Below are 14,410 nucleotides of genomic sequence, written 5' to 3'. Positions count from 1 at the left end.
AGGTCTACCTTCGGTCTTCGGAGTGCGGTGCGCATCCCGAACCCTCCTCTTGGCCTTTGTGCTGCCCGCACGGCCATCCGGGGTACGCAACGCACCCCAGGGGCAGCCCGGAAGCCGTTGCCCGGGGGAGGGGGATCAGGGGTAGAGGGTGGCGACGTTGTCGCGGGGGGCGGGGTGGGAGTGGGCGGCGGGGCCACCCGCGAAGGCCCGGAGCAGGTTCTCCGTCGTCCGCGTGACGAACCGCGCCGTCGCCGCGGACATTCCGTGATCCCGCCCGTCCTCACGGGTCCCCGCCATCAGCCCCTCCACCCACCGCATCGTCCCGGAGGCGAAGACCCCGGCCCCGCTCGGCACGGTGTAGTACGCCGCGTCGGAATGGCTGTGGCGCCCCTGGCACACCAGCGGGGAGTGCGCGAGGATCTCGGTCGGCCCCGGCGGCGGCGATCCGGGCTGCACGCGGTCGTACTCCACGCCCACCAGGTGGGCGAACGACTGCCCCTTCCGTACGCCCGTCCCCGCGAACAGCCAGTGGTCCGCCTGCTCGACCACGAACGCCGCGTCCGTCGGAAACCCCTCGTAGAGCACTCCCGTCATCGACGACTCGGGGTCGGCGGCCGGCCGCGCGCGGAAGTCGGTCGTGGCCATCGTCGGATGCTTCGCCAGGTACGGGTCGGCGTGGAAGTCGGTCTTGTAGCAGACCACGGTCCTGACCTGGTCGCCCTGAGTGCCCGCCCGGCCCGCGCCCGCCCCGGAGAAGCCCGCGGTCCCGCCGACGCCCGGCGTCCCGGCCTGCCCCGCCGCGCCGCCGCCCGAACCGCCCGCCCCCTCCAACCGCACCCGCCGGAAACACGTGTTGGCCCCGAGGAAGGCGAGGTTGGTCCCGGCGTCCCGCGCCGCCGTGACGTGCCGCCGCTGCTCGGGCGTCCAGTACTCGTCGTGCCCGAGCGCGACGGCCGCGTGCGCGCCCCGCAGCACGTTCGGCGCGAGGTGGACGTCGATGCCGGTCGTGTACGCCAGCGGGATGCCGAGCCGTTCGGCGAGCACCACCAGCGCCCGCTCGTACACCAGGAACTTCTCCGCGCCGCTGCCGTCGTAGGGCCGGTCGAAGCTGACGGCGAGCGAGCGGTGCGCGTACGAGCCGTCCCGCCCGGCGTAGAGGCTGTAACCGCCCCACTGGTTGTACGCCTGCCAGGTGGCGGGCGCGTGCATGATCAGGGTCCGCCCGGCCGCGGCGGTCGAACGGACGACGAGCGGCACGTACCGCTGGTGGCCGTTCTCCGCGTCGAGGCGGAGCAGGTACGCGCCCTCGGGCCAGCCGTCGGTGGACACCTTCAGGCTGCGCTGCCAGCCGGACGCCTGCACGGTTCGCGTGGGCACCACCAGGTGCGGCCGGTCCTGACGGTGGCCGGCCACCCGGCCGGATCGCCACACCAGCGCGGCCTGCGCGCCGCCGTACCAGCCGACCCGGAAGGCCGAGACCCGGAAGCCGGGCGCGGTGGTGGACACGTACAGCCCGAACTCCTCGCCGGGCAGGACGCTGACCCGGTCCGCGTACCCCTCGACGGCGTCCGGCGGCCCGGCCGACCGGATCCGCCAGTCGTCGGCCCCGGCCGCCGGGAGCGGGGCGGTGGTGCCGGAGACGCCGGGCCGCGCTGTGCTGCCGGCGTGCGGGCCGTGGTCCTGGCCGGACCCGGAACCGGAGTCGCACCCGGCCAGGACGGTCGCCAGACCGGCGGCTCCCACGGCCGCCGCGCCCAGGAAGTGCCGGCGGTCGAGGCCGTGATGCGGTTCGGGGTCGTGGTGGGGTTCGAGGCCGTGCTGGGGTTCGACGGGGGGGCGGGGGTCCGCTTCCCCTGAGTCGTGGGCGCGCCCGGATGCGGGATCGCCCGCGGCCCGGGCCTCGGGACCGTGTTCCGCCGCCCCCACGGGGGCGTCCGATCCGTCGCGGTCAGGGGTGCCCGACCCGGTGTGAGCTGCCCCGGGCCCCTCGCCCCCCTCGCGTGCCGGGCCGTCCCCGCGGCCGGTGGTCGCGGCCTCGTCCTCGTCGTCCTCGTCGTCCATCCGCCGTCCCGTCCGTGACGTCACGCGTGGCGGCTCGTTCGGACCACGCGCCTTTCAAGAGCATGGTCGGGCGGGCGGGGTTGCCTCACGAGCCGGGAACGGCCGAAAGGCGGGCGGCGGCATCCCGGCGGTGCGTCCGCCTCGTCCCCGCACCCGGGCGGGTGCGGGGACGACGTCGGAACCGGGCCGCACGCTCCGGAACGGGGTCACACCAGGTCGGTGTAGGTGCTCCAGCCGGTGCCGACGGCCACGCGGGGCTTGTACGGCGCCGCGGCGTCGCCCGTGCCCGCGTAGTACCAGAGCTCGCCGGCCTTGTCGGTGGCGATGATGTCGGCGTGGCCGTCGGCGAGGAGGTCGCCGATGCCGACGATGTGGGTGTAGCCGTTCCAGCCGGTGCCGATCCGGACGCGGGCGCCGTAGGGCGCGGCGGCCTTGCCGGTGCCCTGGTACAGCCAGAGCGCGCCGGCGCTGTCGCGGGCGAGGAGGTCGGCGCGGCCGTCCCCGGTCAGGTCGCCCGCCTGGGTGACCAGGTTGTACGCGCCCCAGCCGGCCCCGACGCGGACCCTGGCGGTGAAGGGGGCGGCCGTCTTGCCCGTGCCCGGGTACAGCCACAGCACACCCGCGCTGTCGCGGGCGAGGAGGTCGGCGCGGCCGTCCCCGGTCAGGTCGCCCGCTCCGGCGAGGAGGTTGTACGTGTTCCAGCCGGCGCCGACGCGGGTGCGCGCGGCGAAGGGGCGGGCCAGGGTGCCGGTGCCGGCGTAGTACCAGAGCACACCGCCGCGGTCGCGGGCGACCACGTCCCCGGTGCCGTTCGCCTTGAGCGGGGACAGGGCGGTCAGCGCGGAGTAGGTGTTCCACCCGCCGCCCACGGACTGCCGCTTGTTCAGGAGGTAGGCGTCGACCCACTCCCGGCCCCGGTACTGCCACAGGGTGCCGGTGCCGTCCACGCCGTAGAACGCGGCCTGCAGGGACGCCGGGCGGACGTCGGCGGTGAAGTCGAACTCGGCGGTCCCGCCGGCGTATTGCCTGCCCTGCGTGTCCAGGACCTGGAGGGCGCCGAGGAGTTTCCCGGCCGGCAGGCCCCAGGCGGCCTGGACGCCGAGGTCCTGGTCCGTCTGGTTGCCGGCGACCTTCGACCAGTCGATGGTGGGCAGGTCGGCGGAGAGCGAGCCGTCGGCGTTCTTCACCCACGCCAACGGAGTCAGCGTGCCCGGGGCGACGCCCATACCCGAGCTCAGGCGCACGGCCGAGACGAGTTGGTCGGCCGTGTATCCGGCCTGGGCGATCTGGTCCGCGCTGAACACCAGCCGGGTGTGGACGGCCGGCACCGGAGTCGTCTTCGCCGACCACATCTCCGTGTGCAGGTCGAGCAGAGCCGGGCGCGTCTGTCCCGTGGCGACGGCGGTGGGCACCGCCGGTTCGACCCGCGGGCCCTGGACGTACCCCGTGGCCGCCGGCTCGGTGACGGCCAGTTCCGCACCGGTGGCGCCGTCCACGACGACTCCGGTGAAGTGCACGATCTGCGACACGGGGTACTCCGCGCTGATGTGCAGGCGGATGGTGCCGGCGGTCAGGGGCGCGCCCGGCACGCCGTTGCCGTCCGAGTCCTGCGCGCCGATCGTGGCCTCGACGTAGCCGTGACTCCAGTTACCGGTGCCGGTCGTCAGCGGCAGCTCGGTGCCGGAGTCGTCGGTGATGTGCAGGCCGGTCTGCTGGCCCAGGATCTCCAGCCGCACGTAGGCGTCGGCGGTGGGCGGCGACGCGACGGTGACGTCCAGCTCCTGTGCCGGACCGTACAGGTCGAGGGCGTGCGTGGCCGTCACGGAGATCGACGGCGGTGTCGGCGCCTCGTCGGCCAGGGCGCTCGGCATGGGCGCCAGTCCGATCACGGCGCCGAGGACAGTGATGGCGAGCCCTACTCGCCTGGTTCGCGTCGTGCGCGAAAACATGAATTCCCTCCCCAAGATCCCGCCGCTGCGGGAACCGGCACATTGTGCCAGGTGGGACGGGAGGTGACGGCAAAGTGACGGTCAAGGAGGTCCGGCGGGCGGGGGTCCGCAGAGCGGGTCGTCGATGACTGTGGCGAAAGGGGGACATTCGCGGGCGGTACGGGTGCGGGCCCGGGCGCTTACCCTCGACGGCATGGGTACGGGGGACGAGTTGGTGCTGGTGGCCATCGAGCCGGGGAAGCGGCGGCTCCACGGCGGGGAGCGGCTGCGGTTCGCCGTGCGGGCCGCGGAGCTCGCGGACCTGGCGGCGCAGGGGCGGATACGCGTCGGGGAGCGGCGGATCGCGGTGCTGGATCCGGAGCGGGTCGAGGACCGGCGGCTCAACAACGTTCTGCACAGCCTGGGGACGACGAGTCCGGCGCCGAGCCTGAAGGAGTGGCTGCGGGCCACGCCGCGATCGCTCGCGCACGAGTACCTGTCGCGGCTGGAGGACCGGAAGGCGGTCCGGGTGCGGCGGTGGCGTGATCGCGGCGGCCGCACGCACCACGACATCCTGTTCGTCGACGTGGAGCGGCGCCGGAAGGTGCTGGCGGGGCTGGACCAGGGGGTCGGGGACGACGTGCTGGCCGCGCTGGTCGAGGCGTCCGGCCTGGCCTCCGTGGCGTACCCGGGCCTGCGGGGCCGTGCCGCGCGTCGCCGCCTGGCGGCCCGGGCCGAAGCGGGCGCCCTGACACCGGCGTTGACGGAGGCGGCCCGGGCGGCGGACGAGGAGACCGCCGCGATCGTGAGCCGGGGCGTCGAGGCGCTCTCGCGCCGCCTCTTCGCGGAGCTCAGCGACATCTACGGCGACTTGACCACCGGGGGTCACGGCCTCGCCCACGACTTCGACCTCGGCGGCTGGTCGAGCGGCGATCTGGGCGGTCACCACGGCGGCGGCGACCATGGTGGGGGCGGCCACCACGGTGGCGGTGACGGTTCAGGAGGCTGGTGAGCCTCGTCGCGGCCCGGCCGGTTCCGGGCCGCCGCAGCCCCAGTTGGTGAAGTCGGCCGGGCCCCTCGACGTCTCGAGCGGCATTTACGCGGGCCACCACGGAGGACGGCCGCCGCGGCAGCGCGCGTGGACGTCGTGAACGTACAGACCGTGCTTCGGACCGGCGTCCGGCGGCGGTGGGGCCGATCCGCTCGGCCGGAGGCGCCCCCGGCTCGCCGCGGGCCGGGGGCGCGTCCCGTCCCCGCGCCCGTCGCTGCGGCGTCCCGGCAGGTCAGCGGGCGGGACGTCCCGCGATGCCGTCAATCCCGGGCCGCTCCTGGCGCCCGGTACCGACGCTCCCGCAGTCTCGTCGGGACAGGCCGGGCCGCGCGGTCGCGTGCCGCGCCGCCTGTACGTCACGAACCGGGGAGAGAACATGAAGCAGTTGATCAGGCGCGGTGCGGGAGCGGCCGGAGCGCTGGGCATGGCGGCCGCGATGCTGAGCGGTGCGGCAGTCGCCGGGGCGGCCACCCCCTCCGCGGCGCCGGACGCCGTCGTCCACCCGATGACCAGCAGCCACACGACCCTGTGGCTGCCGGACGGCAAGCGCACGGCGACCGTGTGGAAGACCTGGTACAGGAAGTCCAACGGCAAGTACCACGGCCACTACGGCTTCACCTCGGCCAGCAAGAACGTCCAGGTCTTCGTCGTCCTGTGGACCAGCGACAGGACCCGCTACCTGGCGACCGAGGGCAAGAGCTACGCCTACACCAACGAGTCCAGGGTCCAGCTCTTCGCGTGCTACCGGTACACCACGAACGGCCGGGACTGCACCGCGACGTGGTGACGGGTCGCGCGCGCCCGGCATCGGTCGCGGGCGGGTGATGGCCGTCGCGGCGGGGGACACCACCACGGCGGCCACCACGACGAGGAGGGGGGGAACCCGGGGCGGTCCGGCCCGGCCCCCTGCGTCGGGCCGGACCGCCGACAGGCTGCCTCAGCGGAGAGGGGCGGGCGGAAGCGCGGTGGCCGACCGGAGCATGGCGGCCTCCGCTGAGATCCAGGGCTCCCCTCCGCTGGAAGGGAAAACCGTGCCAGCCCACCGCCCGCGCTGTATTGGAAAAAACCGCCGGTTCAGCCCTGGAGACCGTTCAGCAGACGGGCGACGTCCAGGCCGGTGGTCAGATACGCGCGGAACGTCGCGTTGTGCAGCGCCCACGGGGACCGCTTCCGCCGGATCAGGCGGATCACGCCCTCGGCGTCCCCGCCCAGCAGGATGAGGGCCTGGGCCACGACCAGCCCGGAACGGTTGTAGCCGGAGTGGCAGCGCACGAGGGTGGTGCGGCCGCCGCGGACGGCGTCCACGGTCGCCCGCGCGAGCCCCTGCACCGCCTCGATCTGGTCCGCGGTGAGCGGCCGGTCGGGAATCTCCGCCACCAGATGCTCGGTCCCGGGCGCCGGTCCGTGGCCCGGCCGCGTGAACAGGCTGACGACGACGTCGAACTCGTCGTCGACGACCGCGGGCTGCAGCTCCCCGGCCGGATCGGTCCAGAAGTGGCCGCCCATCCACAGGCCGGGCACGATCTCGTCCCACGGGGTCCCGGGCCCCGGAACGTCACGGTCGCGCTGACGCGTCCTCTTCACGCGGCCACCTCCCTGACAGGTCAACGCCGCGCAGCCGAAGGCGAGTTCCGGTCCCCGTCACACGCCGTTGTGACACCCGCGGCCGGGCGTGAACGGGTGGGGGGATTGTCAGAGGCTCAGTGGAGGAGCGCGCTGGTGACGCGGCCGGGTACGCGGTCCACCGGACGCGCGGCCCGGCGGCGGCGGGCCAGGAACTCGCCGGGCGAGCTGCCCGTCATCGCCCGGACGTCGCGGTGCAGATGCGCCTGGTCGTAGAAGCCGCAGGCCGCAGCGACGGCCGACGGCGCCGCCCCCGCCGTCAGCATCCGCAGCACCCGCTGCATCCGCAGCACCCGCGACGCCGTCTTCGGCGACAGCCCGATCTGCTGGCGGAAACGCTGTTCCAGGGTGCGTGCGCTCCAGCCCGTCGCCGCGGCGAGCCTCCCCAGCGGTACCAGCCCGTCCGAGCGCGTCAACTGCTGCCACGCCCAGCTCACTTGCGGCGCGGCCGCCCTCCCCCGCTCGATCCGCCGCGCCAGGACGTCGTCCACGACCGCGAACCGGCCCGCCCAGCCCCGCGCCTCGGCGAGCCGGTCGGCCAGCTCGGCGCCCGCGCGCCCCAGCAGTTCCGGCAGCGTCAGCATCCGCCCCCGCAGCTCGTGCATGTCGGTGTGCAGCACCGAGTACGCCATCCACGGCGCCAGATGGATCTCGACGCCCTCCAGCCGCCCGTCGTGCTCGCCCACCGCGGGGCTGTCGCGCGGCCCGTTCACCAGCGACGTGAACGCCGGCCGGGGAGCCTCGGCGTCCAGCGGTCCGACGTACACGGAGTCCCGGAGGTTGACGACCAGGGTGATCATCCCGCTCGGCAGCTCGATCCGCCGCTGCGGCCGGTTCATGTCCAGCCGGAACCCCCGGTACCGCAGCACACCCGCGCCCAGCCGCGCGCCCGGCGGCGTGGTCACGAGCTCCCAGGTGCCGTCCTCGGTTCTTCCGCGCGTCCCACGCATGACGTCCGTCCGGTACGTCCCCACGCCTCGCCGCGGCGTCAGTACCGCGTGCCCGGCTGCCGCCCGGACGAACGGTTGGCGGCCTCCGCCGCGGCCGCCTGCGCCGCCCGGCGCGCGGCCGCGTTTCCTTCCTTGGCCTCGGCCTTCGCGACGACTCGGGTCACCCTCTCCGGGCTGCGGTGTACCCACCAGGAGTAGAGGGCGACCGCGGCGGTGAGGGAGGCCAGGACCGCCCCCGTGATGAGTGAGGCGGCCCAGGAGCGGCCCCAGCCGAAGCGCCACAGCAGCACGATGAGTGCGTCGAACGGAACGCCCCTCACCAGGATCTGGCGGGGCGTCACGAGACGTCGTTGGTCGGACATGCGCGCGATCCTAGACCGCGAAGTCCCCCCGCTTGACCGCTTCGACGAACGCCGTCCAGGCCGTCGCCGCGAACACCAGGGCGGGGCCGTCGGGATCCTTGGAGTCGCGTATGGGTACGCCGGCCGAGTGGCCGTCCACCACCTCGACGCAGCTAGCGGAATCGTTGTTGCTGTAGCTCGACTTGCGCCAGCCGGTAAGGACGGATGCGTTCGGGATGATCTGCTCAGCCATGGTGCCCGTAGCCCTTCGCTGTCGCCCGCAGGAAGGCTAGAGACTCCGCCCGCGGGAGTGCGTCGCTCAGCGCGAGATCGTACATGCCCTGCAGCCGCTTGATCGCCGCTGGGGAATCATGCAACTTACCAACGCTGCAGCCTTCCGAGTAGGCCACAGGGGGTTGGTCCTCGAACCACATGAGGGACAGCATGCCCGACATGAGGATGTGGGAGCCGAGAGATAGGGGAAGGATGTGCACCCTGATGCGATCCGACTCGGCCAGGCGCACCAAGTGCATGATCTGTTCGGCCATCACCTTTGGGCCGCCAACCGGGCGCCGGAGCACTGCTTCGTCGAGCACGGCCCACAGAGCGGGCTTCACCGGATCTGCCAGGACACGCGCGCGCTCAAGGCGTGTGACGACGTTCCTGTCACGTTCCTCTTCGCCCTGCGGCGGATAGACGGTGCTCAGCACCGCACGGGCGTACGCCTCGGTCTGCAGCAGCCCCGGGACGTAGGTGATCGCGAACTCCCGGATTTCCGTGGCTTGTTGTTCAAGCGCGCGGGCCGGTGCGAAGTAGTCGGCGACCACACGTTCGTCGAGGGGCAGAAAACTGCTGAGCACATCCCCGGTGTCCAGTGCGCGGTCCAGGCGCCTCGCGTCCTCCCGCGACGGGACACGCCGCCCCGCCTCGATGTGGGCGATGTGCGACCGCGTCATGATCGCGAGATCCGCCAGCTCCTGCTGCGTCAGGCCCGCGGCCTCGCGCTGGGCCCGCAGCCACTCCCCGTAGTTGTTGCTCACGGCCGGCTCCCGTGTGACAAAAGCGGTGTCACCTGCATGTGTCTGGCGAGCCTAGTCGTCCGTCTCTCACTGTGTGAGGTGATCGCTACAGAGCGAGACGGCGGGACGGGCGGGCGGCGGGTGCCGCAGGGGCCCCACGATCACAGGGAGTTGGGAACGTGCTGCACGAACAGGCCCGAGCGGCCGGTGGGATGGGTCGGTTACTGCCGTGGACGACGGCCGAGGGGAAGCCCTGCTATCTGCTCGGCGGCGACCGCGGCGACCGCGGCTACGTGTCCCGGGTGGCCGACAACATCGAGAGCGTCCAGCTCGGCATGGCGGCCGACCTGCTGGACCACGCCGCCGACATGCTCGCCGACCGCACGGTCACCCCGCCGCAGTTCCGCTTCCTGTCCGCCCGCCTGGCCGAGTCGCTGCGCGACGTGCACCGGATCGCGGAGAGCCGCGGCGCCCGCATCCCGCAGCCGGACGACGAGGGAGGCGATCCCCCTGGAGGGGGCGCGGCCGGATGACCGGCCGGCCGCGCCCCGTGCAGGCCCGCACCCCCATGATGCGGGTCTGCCGCCTACTCGGCCGGGCGGACGGCCACGGTGTGCGAGCCCGGCGCGAAGCCGGTCAGCACGATGTAGCCGTCCTCCGAACGCGCCTCGTACGCCTTGGCCTTGACGCCGTTCCACGCCAGACGCCGGTCGACGTGAACGGTGACGGCCCGGCCGCCGGTCGGGACGGCGACCGTTCCGGAGGTACCGCGCGGCGAGCGGACCGTGAGGGTGAACGTGCCGTCCGCGCCCTGCTGCCAGTCCGCCTGGACCGGGCCGTGCGGCGTCGGCGCCTGGCCGCGGGCCCAGGCGACCGAACCCGGGTGCGGGCGGACCGTCCAGGTGGCGAAGCCGGGTGACGTCGGCTGGATGCCGAGGAGTTCGTTGGTCAGGGCGGGCAGCACACCCGTCGACCAGCCGTGGGCCATGCTCGTGTACGCGCCCTCGTACAGGGAGCCGTCCGGGCCGATGCCCTCCCACGCGGTGATGCCCGGGTCGTGGGCGTCCATCCAGCCGTAGGTGCGGCGGATCTGGTCCAGGGCGGAGTCCGCGCGGCCGGTCTCGAAGCGGGCGACCAGCTCGGGGTAGGACGTGAACGCGTACACGCGCTGCGACGCGCCGTCGAAGATCGTGTCGTTGTCCATGAAGGCGTTGCCGTACGGGCGCACCGTTGTGGCGTCGAGGTGGGCGAGCGCGGAGGCGGCGCGGGTGGCGTCGGCGACACCGGCGGTGATGGCGATCGCGTTGCCGTCCTGGGCGTGCCGGGCGGGACCGCTGCCGGAGTCCAGGTAGGCGCCCGCGGCGGCGTCCCACAGGTGGGCGTTGACCGCCGCCGCGACGGTGCGGGCCCGGGCCGACCAGCGGTCGGCGTCGGCGCCGTGACCGAGCGAACGGGCCATCGACGCGGCGTCGTTGAGTGCCTGGACGTAGTTGGCGTTGTAGTACGTGATGCGGCCGGTGCGGCCGAGGAACGCGTAGTCGCCGTATCCGGACGTGCCGTTGAGGCCCTTGCTGAGCAGGCCGTCGGAGTCCGTCACCGACGGGTACCACGTGTCGAGGACCTTGAGGAGCTGCGGGTAGTAGTGGGCCGCGTAGTCCAGGTCGCCAGTGTAGAGCACGTAGTCCCAGCTGCAGGTCACCCACCAGAGCGGGTAGTCGAAGAGCGGCAGGGTGTACCCGTTGATGGAGGCCGGCGGGATCCAGCCGTCGCCGCGCTGGTGGTCGGCGAGGTCGGCGAGCACGTTGCGGACGGCCGCCGCCGCGTCGTCGTGCGTCAGGTAGAGGGTCCGGCCGGAGACGGCGAGGTCGCCGACGTACGGGTCGCGGTCCCGCTTGGCGCCGTCGTGCAGCACCAGCTTGCCTTCCAGGCCCGCGGTCGCGGCGCCGCGCGGGTCGACGTCGGTGGCGCGGAAGGTGTCGGTGACCAGCTCGTTGGTGTAGGCCGAGCCGTACCAGTAGCGGTTGAGGTCGTCGTCGGAGCACAGGAACCAGCCGCGATAGCTGTCGGGTGTGCCGACGTACGCGGTGAAGTCCAGCCACACGGCGTCGATGGCGACCTCGCCCCACGGCTGGGCGGCGGGGGCGTCGCCGGGCAGCGCGTCGAGGCTGATCTGCAGGTAGCGGAAGCCGTGCAGGCCGTCGGCGTACACCTTGGTGCCGCTCTGGTAGCCCTGCCGGTCCTGCCAGTCGGCGCCGCCGGCGGGCACCGCGAACTGGTCGGTGCCGTGGCCGGGCGCCCCGGACTGGTCGGAGCGCGTGAAGTCGCTCCGGTCGCTGAGGAATTCGAGGGTCTCGGAGAACGCCAGCCGCACCCCGGGGTTGCCGGCCGACGCCGAGGCGAACACGACGTGCGGGTAGCCCACGACGACCTTGCCGAAGTCCACGACCACGCGCGGGATGTCGTCGGTCGCCAGCACCGCCGGATACACCTCGTTGACGCGGGTGAAGTCGCCCTTGGAGGTGTCCTGGTCGGCCGTGACGGTGATGCGGACGCCCGTGGTGCTGACATCGTTGTCGAACGGCACGGCCCGCTGGACGGCGGTGTTGCCGCTGACCGTGGCGGCGGTGTGCCACGCGCTGCCGTCCCAGGTCTCGACGGTGAAGTCGGTCGGGAATCCGTCGGGGTTGGAGAGCAGCGTGATGCCGGGCAGCGTCACCGCGGAGGGTGTGGTGATGGTGAGGACGTCCGGATAGGCGGCGATCGTGTCGTCGTTCCAGAACGTGTCCGTGTCGCCGTCGATGGCGTTGGACGCGTCGTAGGTGCGCGGCTTGCCGTCGTTGCCGTTGTTCGGGGCGTGCGAGGAGGACGCGGCGGCCGTGGTGCCGGCCGGCCAGCGCGGCGGGGCGGCCGGCTGCGGCCGCTTGAGGACGGTGGCGCCGCCGCCCGGGCTGAGCAGGGCGTCGGGCGCGGTGACGGCGCCGGTCGACCGCAGCACGCGGGCCGGGCGGACGGTACGGCCGGCCGGGCCCTGCACATAGTGCTGCCAGCCATCGGCCGCCGGGGCCGCGTCCGCGCCGGAACCGGCCGATCCGCCCGCCCACGCCGGGGCGGCGGAACCGAGGGTCAGGCCGGTCGCGGCCAGGGCGGCGCCGCCGAGCCCGGCGAACAGGACGGTGCGGCGCTGGGGGCCGGGAGAGGAGGGGGTGCGGGGCGCGGCTTCGGCGGACGCGGCCTCGCGGGGTGACGGTTCGGAGGACGGGCATCCTGCGCGCGAGGATCCTCCTGCGACGGGCTCGTGGGACGCCGGGGTGTGCGGCATCTGCGGCTCCCTGGGGTGAGGGCACTGGGCGTGCGGCCGACGGGCGAGGGTGTATGCGGGTGCTGCGTGGTGCGGCGGTGCGGTGGGGAATAGGACGTGAAACGATTCAATCCCGGGTTGCGGGGAGAGACTACAAGGGGCCTCCGGTCGCGTCCATAGGTCGCACACACAGCGCGGATTTCTTGACGGGTGCGGGGTGCGCCCGCTGAATCGATCAGGGAACGACGGTCCGGTGAGGCGTCGTCACGCCCCCCGGCGCCGGGACCAGGAGCCGGGAACGGCTCAATTCCCGTCGCGGGCACGGAGATCGGGACTGACGGCCGAGGTCAGGGGCAAGCGGCTTCCAAGAGATGAGGAGGTTGTCATGCCTGTGACGTTCCGGAAGTCCTTTCACATCCTGCCCGGCGTGCGGATCAACGTGAACCGCAAGTCGCTGTCGCTGACGCTGGGCCGCAAGGGGGTTCATCGCACCTGGTCGACCACCGGCCGCCGCACCACCTCGGCGGACCTGCCCGGGCCGCTCGGCTACCGGCACACCGACCGGGGGTGAGGGCGGCGCGCCTCCGTGCCGGCGCGGGCCCGTCCGAGGGGAACGCGCGGGGCGCCGGGGCGCGGCTCCCCGGCGGGCGGGGGAGCGCTGGGTAGGGTCGCGCTGCCCGCGGGCGCGGGCACGCCTTCGCAAGGAGCACCGCCATCGCCCAGCCAGCGCACCCTCCAGCGGCCCAGCCTCCCGCGGACCGTCCGCCCGCCCAGGGCGACCAGTTGCGGGACGTGCTGCGGCATCCCGGCTACCTCAAGGGCCTGGTGTTCTGCGCGCTCCTCGGCATCCCGGTCTCGCTCATCGCCTTCTGGTTCCTGGCGGGCATCCACCAACTCGAACACATCATCTGGGTGTCGTGGCCGCACGACCTCGGGCACCACGACGCGCCGTGGTGGTGGGCGCTGCCCATGGCGATGGTGCCGGCCGTCGGGACCACGCTGGTCGTGCTCTACCTGCCGGGCCGGGGCGGGCACGTCCCGGCCGGCGGACTGCACGCGGGCGGGGCGAGTGCGTCCTGGATCCCCGGCGTGGTGCTCGCCGCGGCCTGCTGTCTGCCGTGGGGCGTCGTCCTCGGCCCCGAGGCGCCGCTGATCGCGCTCGGCGGCGGACTCGCCCTGCTCTTCCGCAACCTCCTCCGGCTGCCGTCCACCCCGGCGAGCACCATGCTGCTCGCCGCGGCCGGTTCGGCCTCGGCCATCTCGGCGATTTTCGGCAACCCGCTGGTCGGCGGGATCCTGCTCATGGAGGTCTCGGGGGTCGGCGGGACGCAGCTTCTCGCGCTCATGCTGCCCGCGCTGCTGGCCAGTGGGGTCGGCTCCATCGTCTTCACCGGCTTCGGCCGCTGGACGGGACTGCAGACCGGCAGCCTCACCCTCGACCTGCCCAAGCCGCCGCGGCTGGACACCGGGGACGTGGTCTGGTCCGTGCTGATGGCCGCGGCCATCGGGGTGGCCGTCCACTACATTCTCGCGCTCGGGCGGCACGTGGCGGTGCGGGTCGCGCCGCGGCCGCTGCCGATGATCGCGGTGTTCACGGCCGGGATGGCGCTGTGCATCACGCTCTACGCGCTGGCGACGGGACGGTCGCCCGCCGACGCGGCCCTGTCCGGGCAGAACGCGCTCGCCCAACTCGCCAAGGATCCCCACGCCTGGCCGGTGGGGGCGCTGGTCGCGGTCCTGGCGTTCAAGGGGCTGGCGTACGCGTTCTCGCTGGGCAGCCTGCGGGGTGGCCCGATCTTCCCGTCGCTGTTCCTCGGCGGGGCGGCGGGTGTGCTGCTGGCTCCGCTGCCGGGGTTCGGCGTGGTGCCGGCGATGGCCGCGGGGATGGCGGCGGCGGCGAGTGCGGCGTTGCGGTTGCCGGTGAGTTCGGTGGTGCTGGTCACCTTGCTGGTGGGGCATGCGGAGGCGTTGCCGGTGATCATTCTGGGGGCGGTGGTGGCGTTGATCGTCGCCGAACTCCTTCCCCCGGGTCCGCCGGTGCCGCCCTTCCCCGGCGAATAGCGTTGCCCGCGGCTTCCCCTGTTCGGCTTCCGTCCTGCCCCTTGCGGTGCGTTCTGGGGGACCCCGCGCCCCTTGATC

General features: G+C 73.5%; 13 protein-coding genes. 5 read left to right on the top strand and 8 right to left on the bottom strand.

Translation table 11 applies throughout. From position 1 onward, the window contains the following. Positions 1 to 135 precede the first annotated feature (135 nt). Both K7862_RS15080 and K7862_RS15075 read right to left on the bottom strand, forming a co-directional pair. Complete coding sequence (locus K7862_RS15080) at positions 136 to 2,085, bottom strand: N,N-dimethylformamidase beta subunit family domain-containing protein (protein WP_308011996.1); 1,950 nt, start codon at positions 2,083 to 2,085, stop codon at positions 136 to 138. Between the two features lie 182 nt (positions 2,086 to 2,267). Beyond that, entirely contained in the window at positions 2,268 to 3,950 is a 1,683-nt protein-coding gene (locus tag K7862_RS15075; protein WP_222963082.1) for an FG-GAP repeat domain-containing protein, read from the bottom strand. A gap of 253 nt (positions 3,951 to 4,203) precedes the next feature. Between K7862_RS15075 and K7862_RS15070 the strand changes: the two genes are divergently transcribed. Next, positions 4,204 to 5,001, top strand: a complete 798-nt coding sequence (locus tag K7862_RS15070) for a GOLPH3/VPS74 family protein (protein ID WP_222963081.1) — start codon at positions 4,204 to 4,206, stop codon at positions 4,999 to 5,001. A 415-nt stretch (positions 5,002 to 5,416) separates the two neighbouring features. Beyond that, entirely contained in the window at positions 5,417 to 5,827 is a 411-nt protein-coding gene (locus tag K7862_RS15065; RefSeq protein ID WP_222963080.1) for a hypothetical protein, read from the top strand. Between the two features lie 287 nt (positions 5,828 to 6,114). Here K7862_RS15065 and K7862_RS15060 read toward each other — a convergent pair whose 3' ends face one another. The 5 genes from K7862_RS15060 to K7862_RS15040 all read right to left on the bottom strand — a co-directional run bounded on the left by K7862_RS15060 (position 6,115) and on the right by K7862_RS15040 (position 8,994). After that, positions 6,115 to 6,624 carry a protein-tyrosine phosphatase family protein gene (locus tag K7862_RS15060; protein WP_222963079.1) on the bottom strand — a complete coding sequence of 170 codons (510 nt, stop codon included), beginning with the start codon at positions 6,622 to 6,624 and terminating at the stop codon, positions 6,115 to 6,117. A gap of 116 nt (positions 6,625 to 6,740) precedes the next feature. Then, on the bottom strand, positions 6,741 to 7,613 hold the full coding sequence (locus tag K7862_RS15055) for an AraC family transcriptional regulator (protein WP_222963078.1): 873 nt from the start codon (positions 7,611 to 7,613) through the stop codon (positions 6,741 to 6,743). A 38-nt stretch (positions 7,614 to 7,651) separates the two neighbouring features. Then, positions 7,652 to 7,975: a hypothetical protein gene (locus K7862_RS15050; RefSeq protein WP_222963077.1), complete on the bottom strand. Its 324-nt coding sequence runs from the start codon at positions 7,973 to 7,975 to the stop codon at positions 7,652 to 7,654. Between the two features lie 10 nt (positions 7,976 to 7,985). Then, a complete protein-coding gene (locus tag K7862_RS15045; protein WP_222963076.1) occupies positions 7,986 to 8,207 on the bottom strand; it encodes a DUF397 domain-containing protein in 222 nt (73 codons plus the stop codon). Next, positions 8,200 to 8,994 (bottom strand): helix-turn-helix domain-containing protein, encoded by a 795-nt coding sequence (locus K7862_RS15040; RefSeq protein WP_222963075.1) that lies wholly within the window; start codon positions 8,992 to 8,994, stop codon positions 8,200 to 8,202. Before K7862_RS15040 ends, K7862_RS15045 begins: the two co-directional genes overlap by 8 nt. Positions 8,995 to 9,185: 191 nt before the next feature. On the opposite strand from K7862_RS15040, the gene K7862_RS15035 reads away from it, so the two are divergent. Continuing rightward, positions 9,186 to 9,506 (top strand): hypothetical protein, encoded by a 321-nt coding sequence (locus tag K7862_RS15035; protein ID WP_222963117.1) that lies wholly within the window; start codon positions 9,186 to 9,188, stop codon positions 9,504 to 9,506. Between the two features lie 53 nt (positions 9,507 to 9,559). Here the strand turns inward: K7862_RS15035 and K7862_RS15030 are convergent, their stop codons facing one another. Beyond that, positions 9,560 to 12,292: an alpha-L-rhamnosidase-related protein gene (locus tag K7862_RS15030; protein ID WP_222963074.1), complete on the bottom strand. Its 2,733-nt coding sequence runs from the start codon at positions 12,290 to 12,292 to the stop codon at positions 9,560 to 9,562. A 364-nt stretch (positions 12,293 to 12,656) separates the two neighbouring features. Between K7862_RS15030 and K7862_RS15025 the strand changes: the two genes are divergently transcribed. Beyond that, a complete protein-coding gene (locus K7862_RS15025) occupies positions 12,657 to 12,842 on the top strand; it encodes a DUF4236 domain-containing protein (protein ID WP_222963073.1) in 186 nt (61 codons plus the stop codon). 221 nt (positions 12,843 to 13,063) lie between these two features. Further along, a complete protein-coding gene (locus K7862_RS15020) occupies positions 13,064 to 14,332 on the top strand; it encodes a chloride channel protein (protein ID WP_222963072.1) in 1,269 nt (422 codons plus the stop codon). Positions 14,333 to 14,410: the final 78 nt, after the last annotated feature.

Source organism: Actinacidiphila acidipaludis (assembly GCF_019890725.1).
GTDB classification, from domain to species: Bacteria; Actinomycetota; Actinomycetes; order Streptomycetales; family Streptomycetaceae; genus Actinacidiphila; species Actinacidiphila acidipaludis.
Note: the sequence above shows the minus strand (reverse complement) of the source record. Positions and strands in the feature narration are given on the sequence as shown.